Here is a 22,733-nt window from a genome sequence, read left to right as displayed (position 1 = left end):
ACCAAGATATTGTTAACTCTATCAGTTATTTCGTAATATCTGTACATATATGCCCATATATTATGATAGATTTTCAAGTAGCTGTGAAGCATACATCTTTTTGTATAAACTACCATCTTTTTGCTGTAACAAATATTTTTGATCTCCTGATTCAGATACTTTACCATCTTCTATAAAGATAATATGATCAGCTTCGATAATTGTTGAGATCCTATGTGCAATAACAATTGTGGTACGTCCTTGCATTAAACGGGAAAGAGCTTGGCGAACAAGGTTTTCAGTATGCGTATCCAAAGCACTAGTAGCTTCATCTAAGACAAGAATATGACCATCTCGTAACATAGCACGTGCAATTGCTATACGCTGTTTTTGTCCACCAGAAAGATTACTACCATTTTCGCCTACGTATGTATCATATCCTTGGGGCAAGCTCATGATAAAATCATGTGCATTAGCAGATTTAGCAATTTCGATCATTTCTTCTTCAGTAGCCATCGGACGTCCAATAAGTATGTTATATCTTACTGTATTAGAGAACAAAAAAACATCTTGCCCAACATATGAGATACGTTCTCGTAAAGAAGAAAAAGTAATATCGCGAATATTAATACCATCAATCTCAATCGATCCAGATGACGGATCATACATACGCATTAACAAATTAATGATCGTTGATTTCCCACTGCCCGAAGGTCCAACCAAGGCTGTCATTTTCCCTGATTTGAAACAAAGATTTATTCCTGAAAGGACAGGATGCCCTTGTTTATATGAAAAAAAGACGTCACGAAATACAGTTGTTCCCTTTCCAACAGGCAAATTTACTGCATGAGGACTTTCCTCAATCATAATAGGATGATCAAGAAGAGAAAACATACAACGTACTCCAACCATTCCCCCCTCTAAAATAATACGAGTGCGCGCAATACGCTTTGCAGGTTCGTATGCCATAAGTAAAGCCGTAATAAAGGACATAATCTCACCAGCATTGCTAGTGCCTTTTTTAGACATTAAAAAACCAGAAAAAAGAATAATTCCCGCTATGGATAATCCTGATATAGTTTCCATGATTGGACTCGTAGCAGATTCTATCTTGGCCACCTTATTTAAGCGATCTTCTACTTCCTTTATCATATTACACATACGCTGGTTCATAACCTCTTCCATCGCGAAAGATTTTACTATCCGAATACCTATAACAGTCTCTTGCAGATTCTGAATAATATGGCCAATAGCAACCATCCCCTGCTCCATAATATGACGTACTCTTTTAACGAGAATACGAACACCTAAAATGCAAAGAGGACCAATGATTATAGTACACAATGATAACGTCGGCTCTTGCAAAAACATCACTACTATCAATCCGACGAGTGTTAAAAAGTCACGCAGGAAAGAAGTAATGAATATATCAACAACACTTCTTACTGACTGCGTGGCATGGGTGAACCGTACTTGCAATTCAGAAGATTGATTGCTATCATAGAACTCCATTCCATATTGAAGAAGGCGACGGTATATTTTCCTTTGCTGCTCCGCAATAATGGAATTACCTGCACAACTGAGGTAGTAATTTTGCACGAAAGAGGCGATGCCCTTTACAATGAATATCCCAGCTACCGTGCTAGAAACAACAATAACATGAAAAATATCCGTTGATGCAACCATTGCATTCATCACGTCACGCATAATCCATGCACTGCATGATGTCATCAAAGAAACGGTTATCATTGCAACAATAGACATAGAATACCATGTTACATGCTTATGGATATTCTCTCTTATGAGACGTGATAGCATTTCTCTGTCGGAAGGAGACATTACTTTGTCTAATACAAAAAAAAAATTCCTCATCTTTGAAAAAAAATCTTACTCCTCGAAAAATTGTGAATCATACGACAATATTAAAATGCAACCTATAGAAATCTCAATTTTCTCATATAAACAGGATCGCATATTCTGCAAATCAGGGAATTGACAATAATTATCACAAAAATTCGTCTATACTATTCCCATATAAAAAAGAAATCACGCTAGAAGCCAATTCTCCTTCACTCATCATAATCTCCTATAGTCACACGCATTATCTGTAGTATACCGAATATTTTTAAAATAACATAGAAAGATATTCTCATGGTATAATCTTAAATTAAGAAAAATCTTTATGAATAGCTATTGCCTCAATTAAACTGATAGAGATTTTCGATCGGAAAGCTATAGCACAGCAAAAGTATAGATGAAAGGGGGCGGATAGAAACCGATCAGACTTAGCATCTAAGCATATTTTTCCTTGATTCCCACAAGTACGGGAAAAAATATTAAAATCAATTACAAACTATCAACTTCAATATTATATTCTCTAATCTTACGATAAAGGGTAGAACGCCCTATACCAAGCCTTCTCGCAACTTCACTCATCTGTGCTCGATATAATTTCATTGCTAATCCAATTATTTCCTTTTCAATATCAGATAAACGACGTACTTCTCCATCTTGACCAATAGCAGGAATACTCTCCTGTGAAAGATTATCTAGTATGGTATCACTACTTTTACCTTCTGTATAACAAGTACATGCTGTCTCTGTATGAAATTCTCTCTCTTTTTTTCCTTCTCTCGATAACAATAAAACAAAACGATCTTCTGTAAGATGACTATCTTTAAGCCCGATTACAGCTCGCAGTAGAATATTTTTCAGCTCTTGCACATTATCAATCCAAGGATACTTGGTTAACAGAGACAATGCTTTATCTGATATACTAATCTGCTTTATAGCATTCTTTGTGCAAAAAGATTGTAAGAAAAAATGCACTAACCATGGGATATCCTCTGAACGACTACGTAATGTAGAAATATTGATAAGAAAAACACTAATTCTATAGTAAAGATCTTTACGAAATACATGAGATTTGACCTGTGGAAGTAAGTTTTTCTCTGTCAAAAAAATAAGGCGCACATCTAGTCTGATAGCGCCTCGAGAATCAAAAAATTCAATTTTCCCCGTCTCAATGAAATTGTAAATCCTTCCTTGTACTGCAAGAGGAAGCGCATCTGGTTCTTCTAAAACGATAGTCCCTCCGTTTGCTTCAATAAATTTTCCAAGAAACTGTGCACTATTTTTAGTTTGTAGATCTACATCACCAAATAGAAATTTCTCAATTTTATCCTGATCAATCATTCCACAATTAACAATAAAAAAAGGGAAAAAAGCGCGTTTTCCAGATTCATGAATAAAACGCGATAATCTCTTCTTTCCAACACCAAATTCCCCTTGTATCATTATTGGAATCGCACAATCTCCCGCCTTCCGTGCCAAATCTACCACTTGAATCATAGCAGGACTCACTGCAATTAATGAATCTAACGCGCAATGTTCATTTTCTTGAGAAGGTACTACACCCTCCCTGAGAGCACAGATTATAGAATCGCAAAGTTGTTTTCTTGAAACAAGATTTAAAAAAAATTTAGAAATTCTATTATATAGAAAACAATTAAGAATCTTGATATTATCTTGTGTCGTCTGCACAATAATCGGAACGATTGGTATTTTATCTACAATATTCTTTAAAATATTTTCTTTATCATCCTCACAGTTTATAAGACTTAAAAAAATTACATTTACCTGTATTTTACTTATAGTTGATAGATCAGAAACATTAACAATAAAAACGTCATATCCGTATGATTCTACATGATCTTTAATAATCTTGATTTGTTCATCATCCTTATCTATAATTAAAACCCGTTTATGGCGATCTAGGCTCTTTTTTCTAGGCATTTTTCGCCTTTCCTTCATATAGAGTAAAACATCACCTAGTCAAATTACTCATTATATTTGAAAATATTATTGGATTAAATATTCCAATTTTAGGAAAATTATTTCGCAAGCAGTAAAATTGCTTGCCATTCTTAATATAAGGGATTTTTATGATATCCACATGAAACCATATTTGTTATTTAACCAGAGGATGCACAAAAATAATGACGAAATATCCTGACTATGAATTTTTTTCTAATGCTTTCTTCCGCAAAGCTCTTCGTTCCTCTGATATGACAACAATGGATTCTCAAGAAAATCTAGGGAATCTCCCTCGCTGGAATTTAGAAGATCTCTATCCATCCCATGATAGCCAAGAAATTTCAAATGATATGGAATGCATTGAGCATGAGAGTTTAGCTTTTAAAACACGTTGGGAAGGTAATTTAGCACATGCTACTAATCAGAAAAACTGCCATAGCTTAGGGGCAGCTATCGCTGAATATGAGAGAATTTGCGAACTCATCGGACGTATCGCCTCTTATGCCATGTTATCGTACAACTGTAATCTATCTAGCCCAACTATTCGCAAGTTTTATACAGACATAAATGCAAAACTTGCTGATTTTGAAAAAGTACTCATCTTTTTTGCGCTGGAAATCAATACTCTGGATGAAGCGCTTTTAGAACAATCCTATGCTCAAGATCCCTTAACACTTAAGTACTCTGCATGGATAAAAAATATAAGAAAAATCAAGAAACACTTATTGTCCAATGATATGGAATGTCTCTTATCCGATACATCTCAAGTAGGAAGAGAAGCGCTCAAACGCTTTTTTTGCGAAAATATAGAATCTCTCCGATTTAAAATAAATGACCAAAAAATACCACTAACAAAAGCATATAAGTCATTCTTTGATTCTGATAGAGAAGTTCGTAAGTCAGCTGCTAAAGCGCTCTCTCATACATTCAATAAGAGTAGCCATATTTTTTCTTTTATTACCAACACTTTGGCAAAAGATGAAGAAATTCAGGATCGTTGGAGAAAATATGAAAAAATTGCTGACAGTCGTCATTTATCTAATAATGTAGAACCATATGTGATAGAAGCCCTTATGCAATCTGTTAAAAATTATTATCCAAAGACATCACATAGGTATTATGAATTAAAGAAAAAATGGCTAAAATTAGATACCATGTATTTTTGGGATCGCCTTGCCCCTTTACCAGGAACATCTCAGGACATCATTCCTTTTGAAGTAGCACGAGATCTCGTTCTTCAATCTTATGCTAAATTTTCTCCTCAAATGTCTATAATTGCCGAAAAGTTTTTTACTCATAATTGGATTGATGCTCCTCAATATGATGGAAAAGGATCGGGAGCTTTTGCACACGGCACTATACCTTCAGTACATCCATATATCTTATTGAATTATTTAGGAAAACCGCAGGATGTGATGACACTAGCTCATGAACTAGGTCATGGTATTCACTTTGTACTTTCATCAGAAACACAAGGAATTCTTACGAATAATTCTTCGCTGACGTTAGCAGAAACCGCTTCTATTTTTGGTGAAACTTTAACTTTTGATTCTTTACTCCAAGCAGCCTCTAGTAAGGAAGAACGCAAAATTTTGCTAGCCAATAAAATTGAAGATATGCTGAACAGCATCGTACGACAAATTTCCTTCTACGATTTTGAGTTAAAATTACATACAGAACGCCGATCGACTGGAGATATTCCCACCCATAGAATCAATGAAATATGGCTTGAAACTCAAAAGGAATCTCTTGGCCCTGCTTTTGATTTAAGTGATTTGGAATACGGTAGTTTTTGGATGATGGTTCCTCATTTTATTGAGAGTTCTTTTTACGTATATGCATATGCCTTTGGCAATTGTCTTGTTAATTCACTATATGATATATATAAGAGCAATACCGTCGATTGCTTTAAGGAAAAATATCTCAATATTCTGCGTGCTGGAAATTCAAAGCATTACTCAGAACTTCTGTTACCTTTGAACATTAATCTTTCTGATCCAAATTTTTGGGAAAGAGGATTACAAACAGTTGAAAAAATGATTGATGATGTTGAAAAGATGTAATCTGAATACGGATCAGTAATATTATCTCAAAAAATAATCTGCAACTTTTATTGCTTGCTGACGATTGGGACAAATTTCTTTTTCCAATCGTCGCAGTTACTGTATGAGGGATAATAAGAATTTTTCCCAATTATTCACTTATCTTGATATACCAAGACATAAATACCGTATCATGGGCATTTTAGCAGAGTATCTAATAGCAAATTCATTTATCAAAAGTGACAATAGATAAATGGAATAAAAAAGCATATTATGTCACGTCCTTAATTTAATAACGATTAATTATAATGTAAAATCAAGCATTTAAATTTTCTTTATTCTCTCAACCTCCCTGCAAAACCATCATTGATTTAACGGTGCTTTTTTATATATTCCCAGCACCCTTTTTCATACTAAGGATTACCCATGACAATGGTTTACAATCTGCTGATGACAAAAATGCATACAATGAATCCTAACATAAGACTTCAAGACACATAAAATCCCTAAGAATATTGTTTATATTTTCCGGTCTTTTGAATGAAGAATTAAATGGCACGCTTGTCCTTTGATAAACTTATATTCCCTTAATATTTGCAACGTGATTTTATTTTATTATCAATGAGATCACCCGAAAAAAAATAATAGGTAAAAATTATTTTATTTTCTTAAATTCCTCGCGAAAACTTACCGCCTCTAGCTATCGACCACAGTAATTGTAAACTGACTAAACCAATTAGTTATAACATTACGTGCAAGACTTTTGGCTATAGGCATGACATTCTCGTCAGAATTAATTTCATAATATTTAGATGGATCACTTGCACATTGTCTTAAAGTATATCGCGTATCTTGATCCGGAGAAAATCCTACAGAAAATATGGTAATTGCATCTCTTCCAGTTCTATGACGCTTATGCATGTAATGGCAGTCTTGCAGAACCTTTTCTATTTTTTCTTTCTCTACTGAACTTCGAGATAGCTGATTTCCTATCGCAAGCATCAACATATATTTATTCTGACTTGCTCCATGAGGAAAGCAATGATTGGTATTAGTCAATACCTGCCCATCTCCAAATTGATTGGAAGTCATGTCAAATACGTTCTTGATAAATGAATAAGGAAAATGATCCCATGTAGCATAGTAAGGATCCTTATAATATTCGCGCGTAGTCGTCTTGTTATCCACGCTATACGTCAAGGTTCCGACTGCCCAATAAAGAATAGAAGAATAATGATAAGGAGCCATACAGAAATTTTTATAAGGAATTTGTGAGAGAAAATTTTTCACAAGCGTATTTCTATTAAGATACTGCTGATAATAATGAGAATACTCCAAATACTTTGGAGGATGTACTTTTGAGTCTGCAACCTTTCCTCTTGAAGCTAGCCAATAGCCATCCCATGCAAAAGGCATAATCATTAAACCAATATTTTGTTTATACATAACTTTTTTTCGACGAGAAATATCAACTTTACCCTTCGATTGCGAAAACATCTGCAAAAGAGATCCTCGCAATTGAACCGTTGTCGAAAGGGCGATGTCGACAGTAAATTGTAAAGGCAAAGAATTAACATTTTTCGTTAAAATAACAGCATCTTTAACGATTGATTCTATACTCCCAATATTTGAAAGATCTCTGGAATTATAAGTATTTAAAGCCTTTTCAATTTGATGTCTTATAAAATTATCTCTACCCGCTTCCCTTAAATCATATAAATTTTTTGGAGAAGTGCGATAAATAACATGATCCAAGACCTCTTGAAGCAAAGCTGTTTTCTGCATCACCGTCACCTGATCTACCACAACATCTACTATGGCGACAAAAGAAGACAATAAAATAGCTGTAATAACTAAAAAAACACCACGCGTGCACTTTTTTAGACGCAAAACGCCTAATAAAAAATTCTTATTTTGAAACATATAATACTCGAAATATAGTTGATAAAATATATTAATGAAAATAAATAATAAAAATGGATATCAATAATTTGTTAGTAAACTATAATATACTTTGTAAACTATTTATCAACCGATTCAAATATATTTCTTAAAAAATGTACCAATATGAGATATTTTGTTACTTTATAGAAAAAATTTCGAATACTTAGTCAATAAACTAATTTATAGATTAAGCTACGGAGAATATTCAAAAAAATATAGTAAAACCAAAATTATGCGCTATCTGCTATCTATAGAAAAAATCCATTTTTATAATTAAGATTAAGATACCCATAGGCCCATAATCGGGAATCTGAAGCCCTACGACAAGTCAGAACATTTTTCACGATATCTACTATAAATCAAGCAGGAAACCTCGTAATTTTCGAACGACGTTAAGGATTAGAAACCTATTTGATATCTTGACAAAATGATCTTTATGCATAATAATCTCCGCACAAGATTGGTGGTTGGGTGAGCTGGGTGAGCTGTGGTTTTTTCTTTAAGATTTTTCTGCTAGTCTTTCTTATCACTGCGATATATCGATCTTTAAAAGTTATTGTGTTTTGTGTTCGAAAGGAAATAATGGTGCATAGAGGTTCAATTAAGTGGTATAACCCAGACAAGGGATATGGTTTTATTACCCCTGAAGGGAGTACGGAGAGTGGTGATGATGTTTTCTTGCATAGATCTGCCGTAGCTAGCGCTGGTTTATTTAACTTGACGGAAGGACAACTGGTTACTTATGATTACGTACAAAACGATGCGAATGGTAAGTATTCTGCAGAGAATCTCAAGTTAGTGCCGAAATCCTCAAATTAGCTTAGTCTCTTTATCTGTATTGGAACCCAACAACGTTACGGGATATTTTTATTGCTAAGCAAGATTCTTCTTATGTAGCGTTATTATTTTGAGAAAATTCTTTAGTAAAATAGGAATTTTCTCTTTCCTTATGCTGTTTTTTATTTTTCCTCTATTCTCTGATTGCTTGTTATCAGGATTTTTTGCGTTATAGCATGTCTAAACGTCCTTGAGAGATGGTTACTTTCGCTTCTTATCGCTTTTGTTATTCGATTCATAGCGCATTTTTCTTGTCGACTGGTTTTTATCTAGAGATCCTGATTATTGTCTTTTCTTTCTAATGTATAATCGATGGCATTAAGTATTTTCTTTTGAATATCTAAGCAGTATAAACTTACATACTCATAGCAGACCTTCCAATAATCCGCTGATAACATATTTCCCAGGATTAGAAATAGCATTTCGAGCTCCTGCCCTCACGCTTGCCTTATTTATAGTATTTTTCTCCTTTGAAACGCATTGCATTATCTGTGAACAAAGTTCCAAAGATCGGAGCAATGACTTCATGAACGAAGGAAGGCTTAATAAGCTCAAAGGATTATTAATCATAATACTTGTTTCTGTTACTCACAGAAAGTAAATATCTCATTCAACACCCATTATCTCATTTGAATTGACCTTCGTGTATTGATGAATTTATTAAAAACGATCAAAACTAATGCACTGTTTATCAATAAGATCCACAAAGAATTGTATTTTTCCTTTGTATATTGTAAAAACGGAGTATGACTTACCTCTCGTTTTGTATAAATGAGTATAATACAGTAAGATAATCATGAACTGCACATGGTTATACTCATCTCTTTTATATTCATCAAGGGAATAGAGATTATTTTTTACTATGCCATCAAATCGCAACCTTATTCTCCGAACTCCCTTTTTGTCCTTAAAAAATCAAAAGTGTGAACCCATCTAATGTCTAGTTACATCTTAACCATCACCTGCCCGTCCAATGAAGAAATCACTTCTATCATTCCCGACTATTTATCTACACAAGGATGCAATATATTAGACATATCTCAATTTAATGATTTAGATACCAGCAAATTGTTTATGCGAATAAGCTTTGTGTTTAATACTTGCATGAAACTCTTCATTGCCGATTTTCAACCAATTGTTCAGCAATTTTCGTTACAGTACTCTATCCGAAACACAAAAGAAGCGACAAAAACCCTCATCTTAGTCTCACAACCTGATCACTGTCTCAATGACCTATTATATAGGTGGAACATTGGCACTCTCGCTCTTAACATAGTTGGCGTAGTATCTAATCACACCACGCATAAAAAACTAGTCGAAAATTATCAACTTCCATTTTATTATCTTCCCATGACGGAACAAAATAAAATAGAATCTGAACAAAAATTAATCAATATAATAGAAAAAAACAACGTAGAACTCATGATCTTAGCACGATACATGCAAATTCTTTCTGATCACTTATGTCACAAAATGACAGGACGCATCATCAATATACATCACTCGTTTTTGCCATCTTTTAAAGGAGCAAACCCCTACAAACAAGCATATGAATATGGTGTAAAAATTATTGGAGCTACAGCACATTATGCTATTTGCGAACTAGATGCAGGTCCTATTATAGAACAAGATGTTGTACGCGTTACACATGCACAAACTATCGAAGATTACATCGCAATAGGGAAAAATATAGAAGCAAAGGTTTTAACGAAAGCAGTAAACGCTCATATTCAACAGCGCGTCTTTATCAACAAACGGAAAACTATCGTCTTTCCTGCTTATCCAAATAATTATTTTCAATAACAAAAATATTGCTGATATTCCTTGTAAATCAAACTGAATCCAAATGGACTCATAACTCCTCTTTTAATAATTTTCCCACGAATCCACCGATACCATTTTTAAGACGATGACGGCGTATTCTCTCAACTTCAATGACAGATTTTAATATGCTGAGAGAATTTTCTAAATCATCGTTGATCAGAACATAATCATAAAATTCCCATTTTTTTATTTCCGAATAAGCATTCTGCAATCGTAATTGCACCTTTTCCTTATCTTCTTGATTTTTTTTCGCACGTAAACTCAAACGAGAACACAGTTCTTGCATTGTCGGAGGCAAAATAAAAAACGACAGAACATTCGAGCCCATCTGCTTATGCAGATTCTGCGCTCCTTGCCAATCAATATCAAAGAGCATATCCTTACCCTTAGATATAGTTTCTTCTATAGGATCACGCAAAGTGCCATAAAAATTACCATGCACCTCTGCCTTCTCTATAAAAGCATTAGCCTTTTTCAACTCATTAAATCTACTAAGACTTAAAAAATAATAATCCTTACCATCTACTTCATTTGGACGGCGAACACGTGTAGTGACACTAATTGACATCTCAAAATTCTGATCACATTTAAGGAGATGACGTGCTATCGTAGACTTGCCAACTCCAGAAGGAGAAGAAATAATTAACATCATTCCTCGATGATTAACAGTCAGAGGAAAGAGACGATCTCGATTCATAAAATACCCCGCATCACAATTCTTACGAAGAAGAATTGATCCTTTTTTGAGTATTATTCCCATTTTTCCTACAGCAAGTCTACAAAAATCAAATGAGATCATAAAAATTTATGGGAGATAGACTACTCATATATTTCAATATTAAAATAAAACTTCATACGCTCCCCCCTCATAATAGGAATATACCTTGAATTATCACGATTAATTTTATGACCAATACTATATAAATAATTACAATATTACCATTTTATAATATATATTACTTGATATATAAAATTTAAAAATAATTCATAGCATATAAAATTCCTTATATAGCAATATCAAATAAATATATAAATTTATTATATAGTAAATTAAAATATATTTTTTTATTTTTTTATTTATTAAATAAAATAAGTTAGTCTAAAAGCTATAAATAAATCAAATTAAATAATTTAAATACAATATTAATATTATTTAAAAATATTATTATGAGGAGAAATAAATTTATAAATTAAAATAACAATAATTATTACCAATAATATTTTTATATTACTTTAAAAATATTTTTTTTTAATACAATTAAACAACAATATTTAAAAAATAAAAGCGTTCATGAGCAACTTACTCATGGGCATCTATACTCAAAAAATTTAATTTTAAAAAGGATATCGTGATGAAAAGATTGAAATATCAAATTATTTTACTCTCTCTTTTGAGCACCACCATGGCTTCTTGTGGACAAGCTGATCCTGTAGCTCCACCACCACCACAAACATTAGCAGAACGTGGAAAAGCCTTATTAGATGAAGCAACGCAAAAAGCAGCAGAAAAAGCAGCAGAAGCAGCAAGAAAAGCAGCAGAACAAGCAGCAGAAGCAGCTAAAAAAGCAGCAGAAAAAATCATACATAAAGACAAGAAGAAACCAAAGGAAAACCAAGAGGTCAATGAGGTACCGGTAGCAGCCAATATAGAGCCCGAATCTCAAGAAACACAACAACAAGTCATCAATAAGACAACAACATCACAAACAGACGCCGAAAAAACACCTAACGAAAAGCGTCAAGGTACAACGGATGGGATAAACAATCAATCCAACGCAACAAATGATCCATCATCTAAAGACAAGATAGCAGAAAACACAAAAGAGGATTAGCTGTCAAAGCTATTTAATAACCACGCTATCACACTTTTAGCATATGATTGCAGCAATGAATTCATTGTCGCAATCATATGAAAGGAACAATATATAGCCTTATAGGATATTTATACAATGAAATTACTTTTTTCCAAAATTGCTCCAGTATTTGCAATGGGCACAGCTCTCATTTCTTGCGATTCCGCATCTGACCCCGCTAAAAAGAGTAACATCACCCCTATCCCTCCTGCTCCCGTCGCTCTTGCCGCCCCTCCTAAAAATAAAACAGAAGCACCTAAAACAGAATCAAGCAACAAAGACAAAGCAAAAGAGATTACCCTTGATATAATAGATCTAGGAATAGATTTGCTGACAAAAGAGGATAAAAAAGAAGGAGCCTAAAGTCCCTCTTATCGTCATCTTAATGCTACTCAAGATTAAAAACTAATCTGCTATACCCTCCAATACGGTATAGCAGAAAATAAGAAACGTGTATATCAATCAAGAAATTTCAAACAACATATTTGAACGTAGAATATACTAATGACAATATCAAAAAATCAAGCCATTCTTTTCTTTATTACAGGCATGATACTTTCTTCTTGTGGTGATACTCTCTCTGACTCTAAGCAACATAATAAAATCAACAATACAAAAAATCATCTTGATCTTCTTTTCCCAATAGACGACTCCCATAATCAAAAGCCTACGGAAAAAAAACCAAATACATCATCCATAAAGATAAAGAACAATATAATAGAACCACAACCCGGCCCTAGTCGCTGGGAAGGAGGATGGAATGGTGAAAGATACGTTAGAGAATGGGAAAGATAATTTCAACCAAGACTTAGCTTCGATCACTAATACCATTTTTGACTGAAGCGAAACGACATAATTATGTCGTTCATTTTGGTTAAATATTAAGATTTGATCAAGATTTTAAACCAAATCCTTGCATTAAACGTCGCATAGCTATATCTGGTTTACCCGATAAAAAAAGCGCATGATCATCGAATACTCTAGTCTGATGTGTGTTAATTCTCGGCAGCAGACAACGAGCACGACGAGCTATGGAATCTGAATTATCCAACCAATCTACTGGCCAAGGAGATAGTTGTCGGAAAACATGCACGATCAAAGGATAATGTGTACAAGCAAGTACAATAACATCAGTCCGTTTACCCTCTTTTTCAATGAAACATCCCTCTATTTCTTTTTTGATTTCATCCTCTTTGATTTTGATCCCACAAGCATACTCCTCTACTCTAGACGCTAGTATCATCGAAGAAACAAGATGAATATGACATTGTGATACATAAGAATGAATCAAATTACTGGTGTATGTACGCCTTAGTGTCGCAGGCGTTGATAAAATAGAAATTAAACCACTTTGTGTATAAGCTGCTGCCTGTTTGATAGCAGGAACTGCACCAAGAAAAGCCATGGATGGAAAAGTTGAACGCAACTCATCTTTAATCAAAGTAAAAGCAGTATTACACGCTATGACTGATAATACGGGTTGATACTTGTCTAAAATATCTGAAAAAAGAAACATAAGACGTTTTTTTAATGCATGATCTTCCCAATTCCCATAAGGGAAACCAACATCATCGGCAACGTAAATAAAGTGATATTCAGGCATTAAAAAACGCATTTTTTGCAAGACAATAAGTCCGCCGATACCACTGTCGAAGATAAGAATACTATTCTGAAGTTTTTTTTCACAAGGATAGTTATCTATTTTCATTCCGATTTTTCTGTTTTCTGAAGCAAAACATTATTTCTGCGCGAAGACTGCCTAGAAAATTTATCTAATGTAGAAAAAATGCCTCGTAATAAAAAAACCTCTTCTCGCATCAACTCAGGACGAATGAATATGGAATACAAATCATCTAGCATCTTTTTCTTTTTCTCCACAGGGCGGAAATATCCTCGTTCTTCCAAAGAGATTTCAAGATAATCCAAAAAACTCAATAATTCACCTTTGGTAGCAGGAGTATTCTGTTCTTTTACATTTTTTTCTGATGATACAATACTATTTTCCATACATTCCCAAACCATTAACAAGACGGCTTGCGAAATGTTCAAAGAAGGGAAAAGTGGATTGACTGGAAAACTAATGATGGCGTTAGACAAAGCAATTTCCTCATTAGTTAAACCCCAGCGCTCTCGCCCAAAAATTATCCCTACATTTTGTCCAGAAAAAATTCTTTCATTCAATACAATAGCAGCTTCCTTCGGAGCCAAAACAGATTTAAAATTATTACGATTACGAGCTGTAGTAGCATAAATAAAATGGAGATCCGCTATTGCTTCTTTGAGATTAGAAAAAACACGCACCGAATCTATAACACAATCTGCATTAGCAGAAGAAGAGCGAGCCTTTTCACTAGGCCATCCATCTCTGGGATTAACAAGGCGCAATTGCGTTAAGTTAAAATTCCACATTGCACGCGCTACCATACCAATATTTTCACCTAATTGTGGATCAACAAGGATAATAACGGGACCTTTAGCAGAATTTTGTAATTGAGGGGCATATGGTGTCATGAGAATACTTTCTACCACAAGAAAAAAGGTTTTGTTCTAAATATCAGCCATTTTCGCAATTAATTCTCCATGTGTTCATGAAACAACAATAAACAAATCCACTAAGAATATACAAAATATCTTAAAATTTTAACAAAAGGTATATCTTTTCTCTGGACAAGGAGAATCTGCTTTGATTCATTACTAGTGATTCGGGAAAGAGAAAAACCCTCATCCCTATTTTTGTAGACTGATTGACGAGGCAACTCTAATGGAAAATATGCAAAATATTTTAGCAAATTATGGCTTATATTATCCAGGAAACCGACAAAAAATCACTGTTTCTTCAAAACAAGCATTCAAAAGAGCGTATACATCAATCATATCTCATCTATTCTCTTTCTTTTCGTCATTCAATCAAACAATACCGATGATTAGCATGGTATTTCTAGTGTTTATAGCTACTTCTAGCATTATTAAAGTTACGACAAGATATGCACAACAGGAGAAGATGACCAATCAAACCTCCCTTATGCTTACGGAAGCTATAGAAATTATTTTTCAAAACAACAACATAAAGTTTGATCTGGCATCTCAAAAAAAAGCAGAATCGATGCTAGGACAACTTCTTGCCAAAACACGTTTTCTATCCGAAAGCTTCATCCTTCTTGCTCAACCCAATGAACTCGTTTTTGCCTCATCCACAAAAAATTCCCATTATATAGGAAAGAAAATAGGAGAAATAATTCCTGAGTTATCTCGCTCGAGAAGTAGAAGTAAAACGGTTCAAATGTCAGAAGCGTCTCTTGATCAACAACCATATCATGTATTATCGGTGAACCTTCCACATAATAGTGGATCGATTCTTATAATCAATTCTAGAGTGCCGTTATTACGTTTATGGAGGGAAGAAGTAACATTAGAAGTTGTTTTTTTTTCCATCATTTCTGCACTTCTTTTGTTTATCCTCTTTAGTTATTACAGACAGGCAAAAAAAAACAAAGAGAATGATACTATTTTATTGGAAGCGAATATATGTGTTGAAACAGCTTTATCCCGTGGTAGATGTGGCCTCTGGAATTTTAATTTCGACAACAAAAAATTTCATTTATCACGATCTATGTATGAAATTATGGGAATTCCTTATGAGAATAAAACCCTATCATTTCGTGCAATAGCACGCCTCATTCATTATGATAATAAAAAAATATGTGAAATAGCACGATCAGTAACCGGAAAACATGTTAAACAGTTAGATCAGATATTTCATATGCGACATGCAAGCGGAGCAGATATTTGGATACAAGTACGTGCTCAGATGATGCGAACAATATCAGGAGGCATGAATATCATTGGCATAGCAATGGACCTGACAGAGAAATATCACCTAGAAAAACGCTATGCAGAAGCAGATCAGCGATTATCAAAAGCAATAGAGTGTACTTCCGAAGCCTTGGTTTTATGGGATAAAAATGACCGACTCGTCATGTGTAATGCGAATTATCAAAAAGCTTATGGATTACCTGATCACGTTCTTGTACCAGGAAATGCTCGTTCAATTATTCAAGATGCCCAAACTCGTCCCATCATTGAATATCGCACTTCCGATCCCGAACGTTCACAGGATATGAGTAAAGAGATCAAACTTGCGGATTCAAGATGGCTCCAAATTAATGAATGGTGCACACACGACGGGGGCACTATTTCCGTCGGAACGGACATCACACTCCTTAAACATAATCAAGCGCAATTACGAGAATCTAAGCGTCGCCTCAAGGCGACCATTAATGATCTTTCCACGTCACGTCAAATATTAGAACGTCAAAAAACAGAACTTTCAATTGCTAATGCTAAATATCAAGTTGAAAAAGAACGGGCTGAAACAGCGAATAAAACTAAATCAGAATTTCTCGCTAAAATGTCTCATGAATTACGAACTCCTCTTAATGCCATCCTCGGTTTTTCCGAAGTTATCAAAAAAGAAATATTTGGAGAATTAGGATCGGTTAAATACTATGAATATGCCCAAGATATTCATTATAGCGGACAACACCTGCTGAATATGATCAACAATATTCTGGAAATGTCTAAAATAGAAACAGAGAAGATTTCGATAGATAAGCAAAATGCTGATTTAATACCAATCATTAATGAAGGAATTCGATTGATTGGCTCTTCAGCGCAGAGTAAAAATATCAAAATCGAAAAAAAAATACCTTCAGAACTATTTTTTAATGCTGATAAACGAATCATAAAGAAAATTTTATTTCCTATTCTCTCTAATTCAATCAAATTCACCAACAATAATGGCAAAATGATGATTAGAACCTCTAAAATAGGTCAATGTGTGATCATAACCATTGCTGATACAGGCATTGGTATTCCTAAATCCGCTTTAGAAAAAATTGGGCAACCCTTTGAACCATTACACAATCAATATGATCAAAGCATTGGAGGATTTGGACTTGGACTCGCTATATCTGATGCCTTAACGAATCTACACGGTGGGCGATTGAAAATTATTTCTCAAGAAGGAAAAGGAACGATTGTAACAATTTGCATGCCACAATAATTGCAAAATTGATGATAACTGCGATCTATAAGAATCATGTAAAAAACTATCTACAATAGAAGACACTGATATTTTATATGTTTGATGAGAGAGAACCGTTATTTATCACTTGAAAAATATCATCCTTTACTTTCTTTTATCTGTATTCAATGTTATATTGCGGAACATAGTCTAAAATATTTGATATCTTCCCTATAGGAAAATTTTCGTGAAAAAAATAAAAGTTACCAAACCCGTTGTCAGTTTAGATGGTGATGAGATGACAAGGATCATATGGCAATTGATCCAAGAAAACCTTATACACCCTTATCTTGATATTAAGATTGAATACTTTGATCTTTCTATTCAAAATAGAGATTTGACAGATGATCAAGTAACCATTGATGCAGCTCATGCTATAAAAAATTGTGGTGTTGGGATTAAATGCGCGACTATCACTGCAGATCAGGCACGTGTCAAAGAGTTTAATCTAAAGAAAATGTGGAAATCACCAAATGGTACTATCCGCAACATTCTTGGGGGTATCATTTTCCGAGAACCAATTATTTGTAGCAATGTCCCTCGACTCATTCCTGGATGGAAGAAGCCGATTATCATTGGACGACATGCTTTTGGAGATCAATATCGCGCAACAGATTTTCAATTTCCTAGCAAAGGGAAATTGATTCTAAAATTTGTTGGTGACGATGGTCAAACCATTGAAAAAGAGGTTTTTGATTCGCCTGGAAGTGGCATCGCTATGGCAATGTATAATCTAGACGATTCTATACGCAACTTTGCGCGTGCTGCAATGCAATACGCGTTAGCACGTCAACTCCCCCTGTATCTCTCCACAAAAGATACCATTCTCAAATCTTATGATGGACGGTTTAAAAATATTTTCAATGAAATCTTTGAAGCTGAGTTTAAAAATCAATTTGATGAACTTGGAATTACATATACACATCGTCTGATTGATGATATGGTAGCTTCGTCCATCAAGTGGTCTGGAGGTTATATTTGGGCTTGTAAAAATTATGATGGTGATGTGCAATCAGATATAGTAGCACAAGGGTTTGGATCTCTTGGCTTAATGACCTCAGTTCTCATCACCGCCGATGGAAAAACGATGGAAACTGAAGCAGCACACGGAACGGTAACAAGGCATTATCGTCAACATCAACAAGGCAAGGAAACGTCTACTAATTCAATTGCTTCTATTTTTGCTTGGACGCGTGGCTTGTTGCATCGAGCTAAATTAGACGAAAATGCTGAATTGAAAAAATTTGCTGAAAACTTAGAGCGTGTATGCATTAAAACAGTCGAAGACGGCTTTATGACGAAAGATTTAGCATTACTTATTGGCCCTGAACAAGATTGGTTGTCTACTACCGATTTTATTGAAAAAATAAGCGATAATCTGCGAGATGCTTTACAGAAAAACCTCAGCATATCGGATAAACAATAATAGAGGCCCATTGATGATCACTCTTTGATCTCATAATAACTACTTTTTGGCAAAATGATGACCCTCTACAGGGGAAGCATCTAATACACGTAGCTGACAACGCTTACTCCCTCTCCAGTAGTTAACACACAAATGACCTGTGACGTGCATCCGTTTTCCACGAGATTGCATTAAGAATTCACCCAGAGGTGTACCGTAAACACGAAAGGCAATTGCTTGTAGAGTTTCTGAATCCTGCGATTCAAACGTCATTTGTAGATGAGCTAAGTTAACAACGCGAATACTTTGTAATTTATGATTAGGAAATGCAAAAACGGGATTTGGATTCCCCGCACCATATGGTCCTGCTGATTCAAGCATATCAATTAATGCGATATTCACAGCAGAAGCATTAAGAACCCCATCTATCTTGAAAACCGGAGTTGTAATTAAAGCTGGAACTATATTATGTGCGAATTTTTGAAAAAAATCACATAAACGACCAAAGTTTACACGTTCCACGGTCAAACCAGCTGCCATAGCGTGTCCCCCACCTTTTACCAGAATCCCTTCTTCTACTGCAAACGACACCATTTTTCCAATATCAAAACCCTCAATAGAGCGTCCTGAACCAATGCCTTTTCCATCTTCCTCAAAAGAAATTGCGAAAGATGGTCGACCAAACTTTTCTTTCAAACGTGCAGCCAACAACCCCACAATACCAGGATGCCATCTATCTCCTTCTACTACAATAACAGAAGCTTGTTGAATATCATCACACTGTGTTAAAACTTTTGCCTCTGCTTGTTCCAACATTGCAGATTCCATCAAACGACGATTCTGATTGAGAACATCCAATTTCATCGCAAGCATTTCAAGTTCTTGTGAATCATCTGAAATCAACAAACGACTTCCAAGGTTAGATTCTCCTATACGCCCTCCTGCATTAATAGATGGTCCTATCATATATCCTAAATTCTCGGCTGTTATGGGAGAAGAAATATTAACGCGTTCAATTAACGCCTTTAATCCTGGATTTCCTTGCCTACGAGCAACCATCAATCCTTTGACGACATAGGCTCTATTTAACCCAATTAAAGGAACAACGTCACATACAGTGGCAAGAGCTACAAGATCTAATAAAGACAATAAATCAAAATTTAGTGGAACTTTATTATCTTGCCGTAAAATACGATAAATCAAAACTAAAACAAGAAAAACAACGCCAGCTGCGCACAAATGACCTTGTCCAGATAAATCGTCTAAACGGTTTGGATTGACTAATGCATAAGCAGGAATTTCTTCACTTTTTACTTGATGATGATCAATAACAATCACATCAATCCCTTGATTAGTAGCATATTGCAAAGCATCATAGCTGGTAGATCCACAATCTACTGTAATAATCAGCTGTGCTCCTTCATTTATGAATTTTTCCATGAGACTAGGATTAGGTCCATATCCATCTACAATACGATCTGGTATATACATATTAGCATTAACGCTACAATGTGATAAAAATCGCATCATTAGAGCTACTGAAGCAGCACCATCTACATCGTAGTCACCAAAGATCATTATTTTTTCAGAATTATAAATCGCCTGAACTATCCGACGTGCTGCTTTATCACAATCAGTTAGAATTAAGGGATCAGGCATGAGCAAGCGAATAGACGGATTTAAAAAATCTTTAGCATAATCAATGGAAACATTCCGGTTCACTAAAACACGAGCAACGATATCAGGAATTGCATGTTTTTGAGTAATGGCAAGGGCACGATTAATTCCTTCTTGTCCCAATAAAGATACCCATCGAAAGCCAGAAATAGAACACTCTACCCCTAAAAAAGCTTGATCATTCATGATTATTTCCTATAACTGCGAGAAAAATCCTATATGATCTTTGCTGATATCTTATATTGATTCAAAATTCTCAATACAAATCACGCAAGAATATCTGATAGCATCACTTTTCCCATTAAAGCATTCGATGGCATCACGAATTAATTTACCCGACACCTTATGTGTTATCATAAAAACAGAAAATTCTTGAGAATTTTCTTCTTGATGTGGGCATGAAAATAACCGCAATGAAATATTAAAATCAGACATTTGAGAAGTAATTTTATCTAAAATTCCCTCAAAATTGCGTATTGTTAGTCGAATAAAATATTCTTTTTCTTCTTCATATACACCATCACAGTGAATAACACTAAAAGAAGAACTTTCCTTTCCCAAAGCCCAAGACACCGACTTTTGGGTATTAGTTTTAGCAATACTACAAATATCTCCTAATACAGCAGAAGCCGTTGCACTTCCGCCAGCACCAGGACCAGTCATCGTTAATTTCCCTAATCCGTTTGTTTCAATAACCACCGCATTCGTTATACCATCTACTAATGCCATAACAGAATCATATTTTAATAAAACGGGATATACATACCGGATGATTCCCTTACCTTTACGCCGAGCCATCGCTAAGAATTTAATACAATAACCAAAATCCGCTGCACCCCTAATATCTTCAAGAGTAATATTAGAAATACCTTCGCAATACACTCCCTCAACAGATGTATCGATACCAAAAGCTATCGCGGAGAGAATGGCAATTTTATGTGAAGAATCCACTCCATTGATATCAAATGTCGCATCACCTTCAGCATAACCTTGCCTTCTAGCTTCTTCTAAGCAATCTTGAAAAGATAATCCCAAATTATTCATATGCGAAAGAATATAATTACACGTCCCATTTATAATTCCATAAACACGATTAATTTCATCATATTCCACATAATTCTTCAAAATCCTAATGATAGGAATACCTCCAGCTACAGCAGCTTCAAAATTTAGAATGGCATTATTTTTTTGCGCCAACAGAGCTAAATCCTTCCCATGACTCGCTATCAAAGCCTTATTTGCAGTCACTACATGGCATCCTCGCATTAAAGCAATACGCACAGCATCATAAGCAGGATAGTCTTCGCCACCAATAAGCTCTACAAAGACGTCAATATCTGCTTCACCAGCCATGATTAAAGGGTCGTCGAACCATTCATATCTGAGACAATCAATACCCCTATCAATATTTTTATCACGAGCACTAATAGCAGAAACAACAAATGAATGCTGATCGAGATCTTTAAATCTTCCTTCTCGTTTTTGAATACTCCGAATTAAGGCAGACCCTACTGTTCCAAGTCCTGCAACACCAACTTTTAAAACACCTGCCATTCGATTAACCTTTGATCCTTCCATGATACCAACACAGAATATTTTAAAGGAACTGAAGATCTATGTGAACATAACCACTAGTTATAGAGAAAATTTCTTCAAATTATTTGGTGTTGTACTGTCTGATAATAGAACACATATACCATATTTCTTCTTACCTTGCAAAAAGCCATCAGATTAATTGCTTGTAGAAATATTTACACAGAAAAGTAGTAGAACTCCTTATTCGCTAAAAAATACGCGCCCCCTTACCATGGGGAGAATAATCCTCTCTCGTATGCTATAAAGCCCATTATAAATGTGTAATCCAATGACACTCACAATATATCACGAATGTACAACTACGTTGGATTAAATTAAGAAAATACTTCAATTGGATTTTTTATATCACATAATTTTAAGAATGACGTTGACCATAATATCAAATGATATGCTCTAACAGCGTCGATTTCTCGGTGATATCTTAAGAAATAAAGCCATATCATATTGATTCTAAAGATATTTTTATGATAATTCGCCTCAACATGCTTATGCAAATCGTCTTGATCCTTTAAAAATTCAATGAGGAGCGCCCTCCACCAATCAATTGGTCTACTAATAAAAAAATATGATCTTGATATTTTTTAATCGGCAGAGTATATATTTATTTGAGACAAAAGGTATCAAAAAAGTAACAATATATGATGTCCCCCAGCTTTATATAGAACAATTTGTCTAAT

The 22,733-nt window shown here is 34.7% G+C and carries 16 protein-coding genes; 8 read left to right on the top strand and 8 right to left on the bottom strand.

What is annotated here, in order from left to right:
• Nucleotides 1–60: 60 nt before the first annotated feature.
• Together CD16_RS04055 and CD16_RS04050 are read right to left on the bottom strand one after the other, a co-directional pair.
• On the bottom strand, nt 61–1,851 hold the full coding sequence (locus CD16_RS04055; RefSeq protein WP_015452748.1) for an ABC transporter ATP-binding protein: 1,791 nt from the start codon (nt 1,849–1,851) through the stop codon (nt 61–63).
• Between the two features lie 474 nt (nt 1,852–2,325).
• Nucleotides 2,326–3,774, bottom strand: a complete 1,449-nt coding sequence (locus tag CD16_RS04050; protein ID WP_015452747.1) for a sigma-54-dependent transcriptional regulator — start codon at nt 3,772–3,774, stop codon at nt 2,326–2,328.
• A gap of 203 nt (nt 3,775–3,977) precedes the next feature.
• On the opposite strand from CD16_RS04050, the gene CD16_RS04045 reads away from it, so the two are divergent.
• Complete coding sequence (locus tag CD16_RS04045) at nt 3,978–5,858, top strand: M3 family oligoendopeptidase (RefSeq protein ID WP_015452746.1); 1,881 nt, start codon at nt 3,978–3,980, stop codon at nt 5,856–5,858.
• A 675-nt stretch (nt 5,859–6,533) separates the two neighbouring features.
• Here the strand turns inward: CD16_RS04045 and CD16_RS04040 are convergent.
• A complete protein-coding gene (locus tag CD16_RS04040; protein WP_015452745.1) occupies nt 6,534–7,760 on the bottom strand; it encodes a CLIBASIA_04065 family virulence factor in 1,227 nt (408 codons plus the stop codon).
• A 603-nt stretch (nt 7,761–8,363) separates the two neighbouring features.
• Between CD16_RS04040 and CD16_RS04035 the strand changes: the two genes are divergently transcribed.
• Complete coding sequence (locus tag CD16_RS04035; protein WP_015452744.1) at nt 8,364–8,600, top strand: cold-shock protein; 237 nt, start codon at nt 8,364–8,366, stop codon at nt 8,598–8,600.
• Between the two features lie 954 nt (nt 8,601–9,554).
• Nucleotides 9,555–10,421 (top strand): formyltetrahydrofolate deformylase, encoded by an 867-nt coding sequence (gene purU, locus CD16_RS04025; RefSeq protein ID WP_015452742.1) that lies wholly within the window; start codon nt 9,555–9,557, stop codon nt 10,419–10,421.
• Between the two features lie 49 nt (nt 10,422–10,470).
• On the opposite strand, the gene gmk is transcribed toward purU, so the two are convergent.
• Nucleotides 10,471–11,139, bottom strand: coding sequence for a guanylate kinase (gene gmk, locus CD16_RS04020; RefSeq protein ID WP_015824939.1), 669 nt, complete (start codon nt 11,137–11,139; stop codon nt 10,471–10,473).
• A gap of 655 nt (nt 11,140–11,794) precedes the next feature.
• On the opposite strand from gmk, the gene CD16_RS04015 reads away from it, so the two are divergent.
• From CD16_RS04015 to CD16_RS04005, 3 genes are all read left to right on the top strand, one after another.
• Nucleotides 11,795–12,274 (top strand): hypothetical protein, encoded by a 480-nt coding sequence (locus CD16_RS04015; protein ID WP_015824938.1) that lies wholly within the window; start codon nt 11,795–11,797, stop codon nt 12,272–12,274.
• 117 nt (nt 12,275–12,391) lie between these two features.
• A complete protein-coding gene (locus tag CD16_RS04010) occupies nt 12,392–12,658 on the top strand; it encodes a hypothetical protein (RefSeq protein WP_015452738.1) in 267 nt (88 codons plus the stop codon).
• Between the two features lie 141 nt (nt 12,659–12,799).
• Nucleotides 12,800–13,090 carry a CLas virulence factor CLIBASIA_04025 gene (locus tag CD16_RS04005; RefSeq protein WP_015452737.1) on the top strand — a complete coding sequence of 97 codons (291 nt, stop codon included), beginning with the start codon at nt 12,800–12,802 and terminating at the stop codon, nt 13,088–13,090.
• Nucleotides 13,091–13,187: 97 nt separating this feature from the next.
• On the opposite strand, the gene CD16_RS04000 is transcribed toward CD16_RS04005, so the two are convergent.
• Together CD16_RS04000 and CD16_RS03995 are read right to left on the bottom strand one after the other, a co-directional pair.
• Nucleotides 13,188–14,003, bottom strand: a complete 816-nt coding sequence (locus CD16_RS04000; protein WP_015452736.1) for a glutamate racemase — start codon at nt 14,001–14,003, stop codon at nt 13,188–13,190.
• A complete protein-coding gene (locus tag CD16_RS03995; protein ID WP_040055308.1) occupies nt 14,000–14,806 on the bottom strand; it encodes an RNA methyltransferase in 807 nt (268 codons plus the stop codon). The genes CD16_RS04000 and CD16_RS03995 overlap by 4 nt, the downstream gene beginning before the upstream one ends.
• A 250-nt stretch (nt 14,807–15,056) precedes the next feature.
• On the opposite strand from CD16_RS03995, the gene CD16_RS03990 reads away from it, so the two are divergent.
• Together CD16_RS03990 and CD16_RS03985 are read left to right on the top strand one after the other, a co-directional pair.
• Nucleotides 15,057–17,357: a sensor histidine kinase gene (locus tag CD16_RS03990; RefSeq protein ID WP_015452734.1), complete on the top strand. Its 2,301-nt coding sequence runs from the start codon at nt 15,057–15,059 to the stop codon at nt 17,355–17,357.
• A 208-nt stretch (nt 17,358–17,565) separates the two neighbouring features.
• Nucleotides 17,566–18,804 carry an NADP-dependent isocitrate dehydrogenase gene (locus tag CD16_RS03985; protein WP_015452733.1) on the top strand — a complete coding sequence of 413 codons (1,239 nt, stop codon included), beginning with the start codon at nt 17,566–17,568 and terminating at the stop codon, nt 18,802–18,804.
• Between the two features lie 39 nt (nt 18,805–18,843).
• Here CD16_RS03985 and recJ read toward each other — a convergent pair whose 3' ends face one another.
• Both recJ and CD16_RS03975 read right to left on the bottom strand, forming a co-directional pair.
• The gene (gene recJ / locus CD16_RS03980) at nt 18,844–20,646 is read right to left on the bottom strand and encodes a single-stranded-DNA-specific exonuclease RecJ (protein ID WP_015452732.1); all 1,803 of its coding nucleotides are present in this window, start codon (nt 20,644–20,646) and stop codon (nt 18,844–18,846) included.
• 51 nt (nt 20,647–20,697) lie between these two features.
• Entirely contained in the window at nt 20,698–22,014 is a 1,317-nt protein-coding gene (locus tag CD16_RS03975; protein ID WP_015824937.1) for a homoserine dehydrogenase, read from the bottom strand.
• Nucleotides 22,015–22,733 lie beyond the last annotated feature (719 nt).

Source organism: Candidatus Liberibacter asiaticus, from assembly GCF_000590865.3.
Lineage (GTDB): Bacteria > Pseudomonadota > Alphaproteobacteria > Rhizobiales > Rhizobiaceae > Liberibacter > Liberibacter asiaticus.
This window is presented reverse-complemented; position numbering and strand designations above follow the sequence as displayed.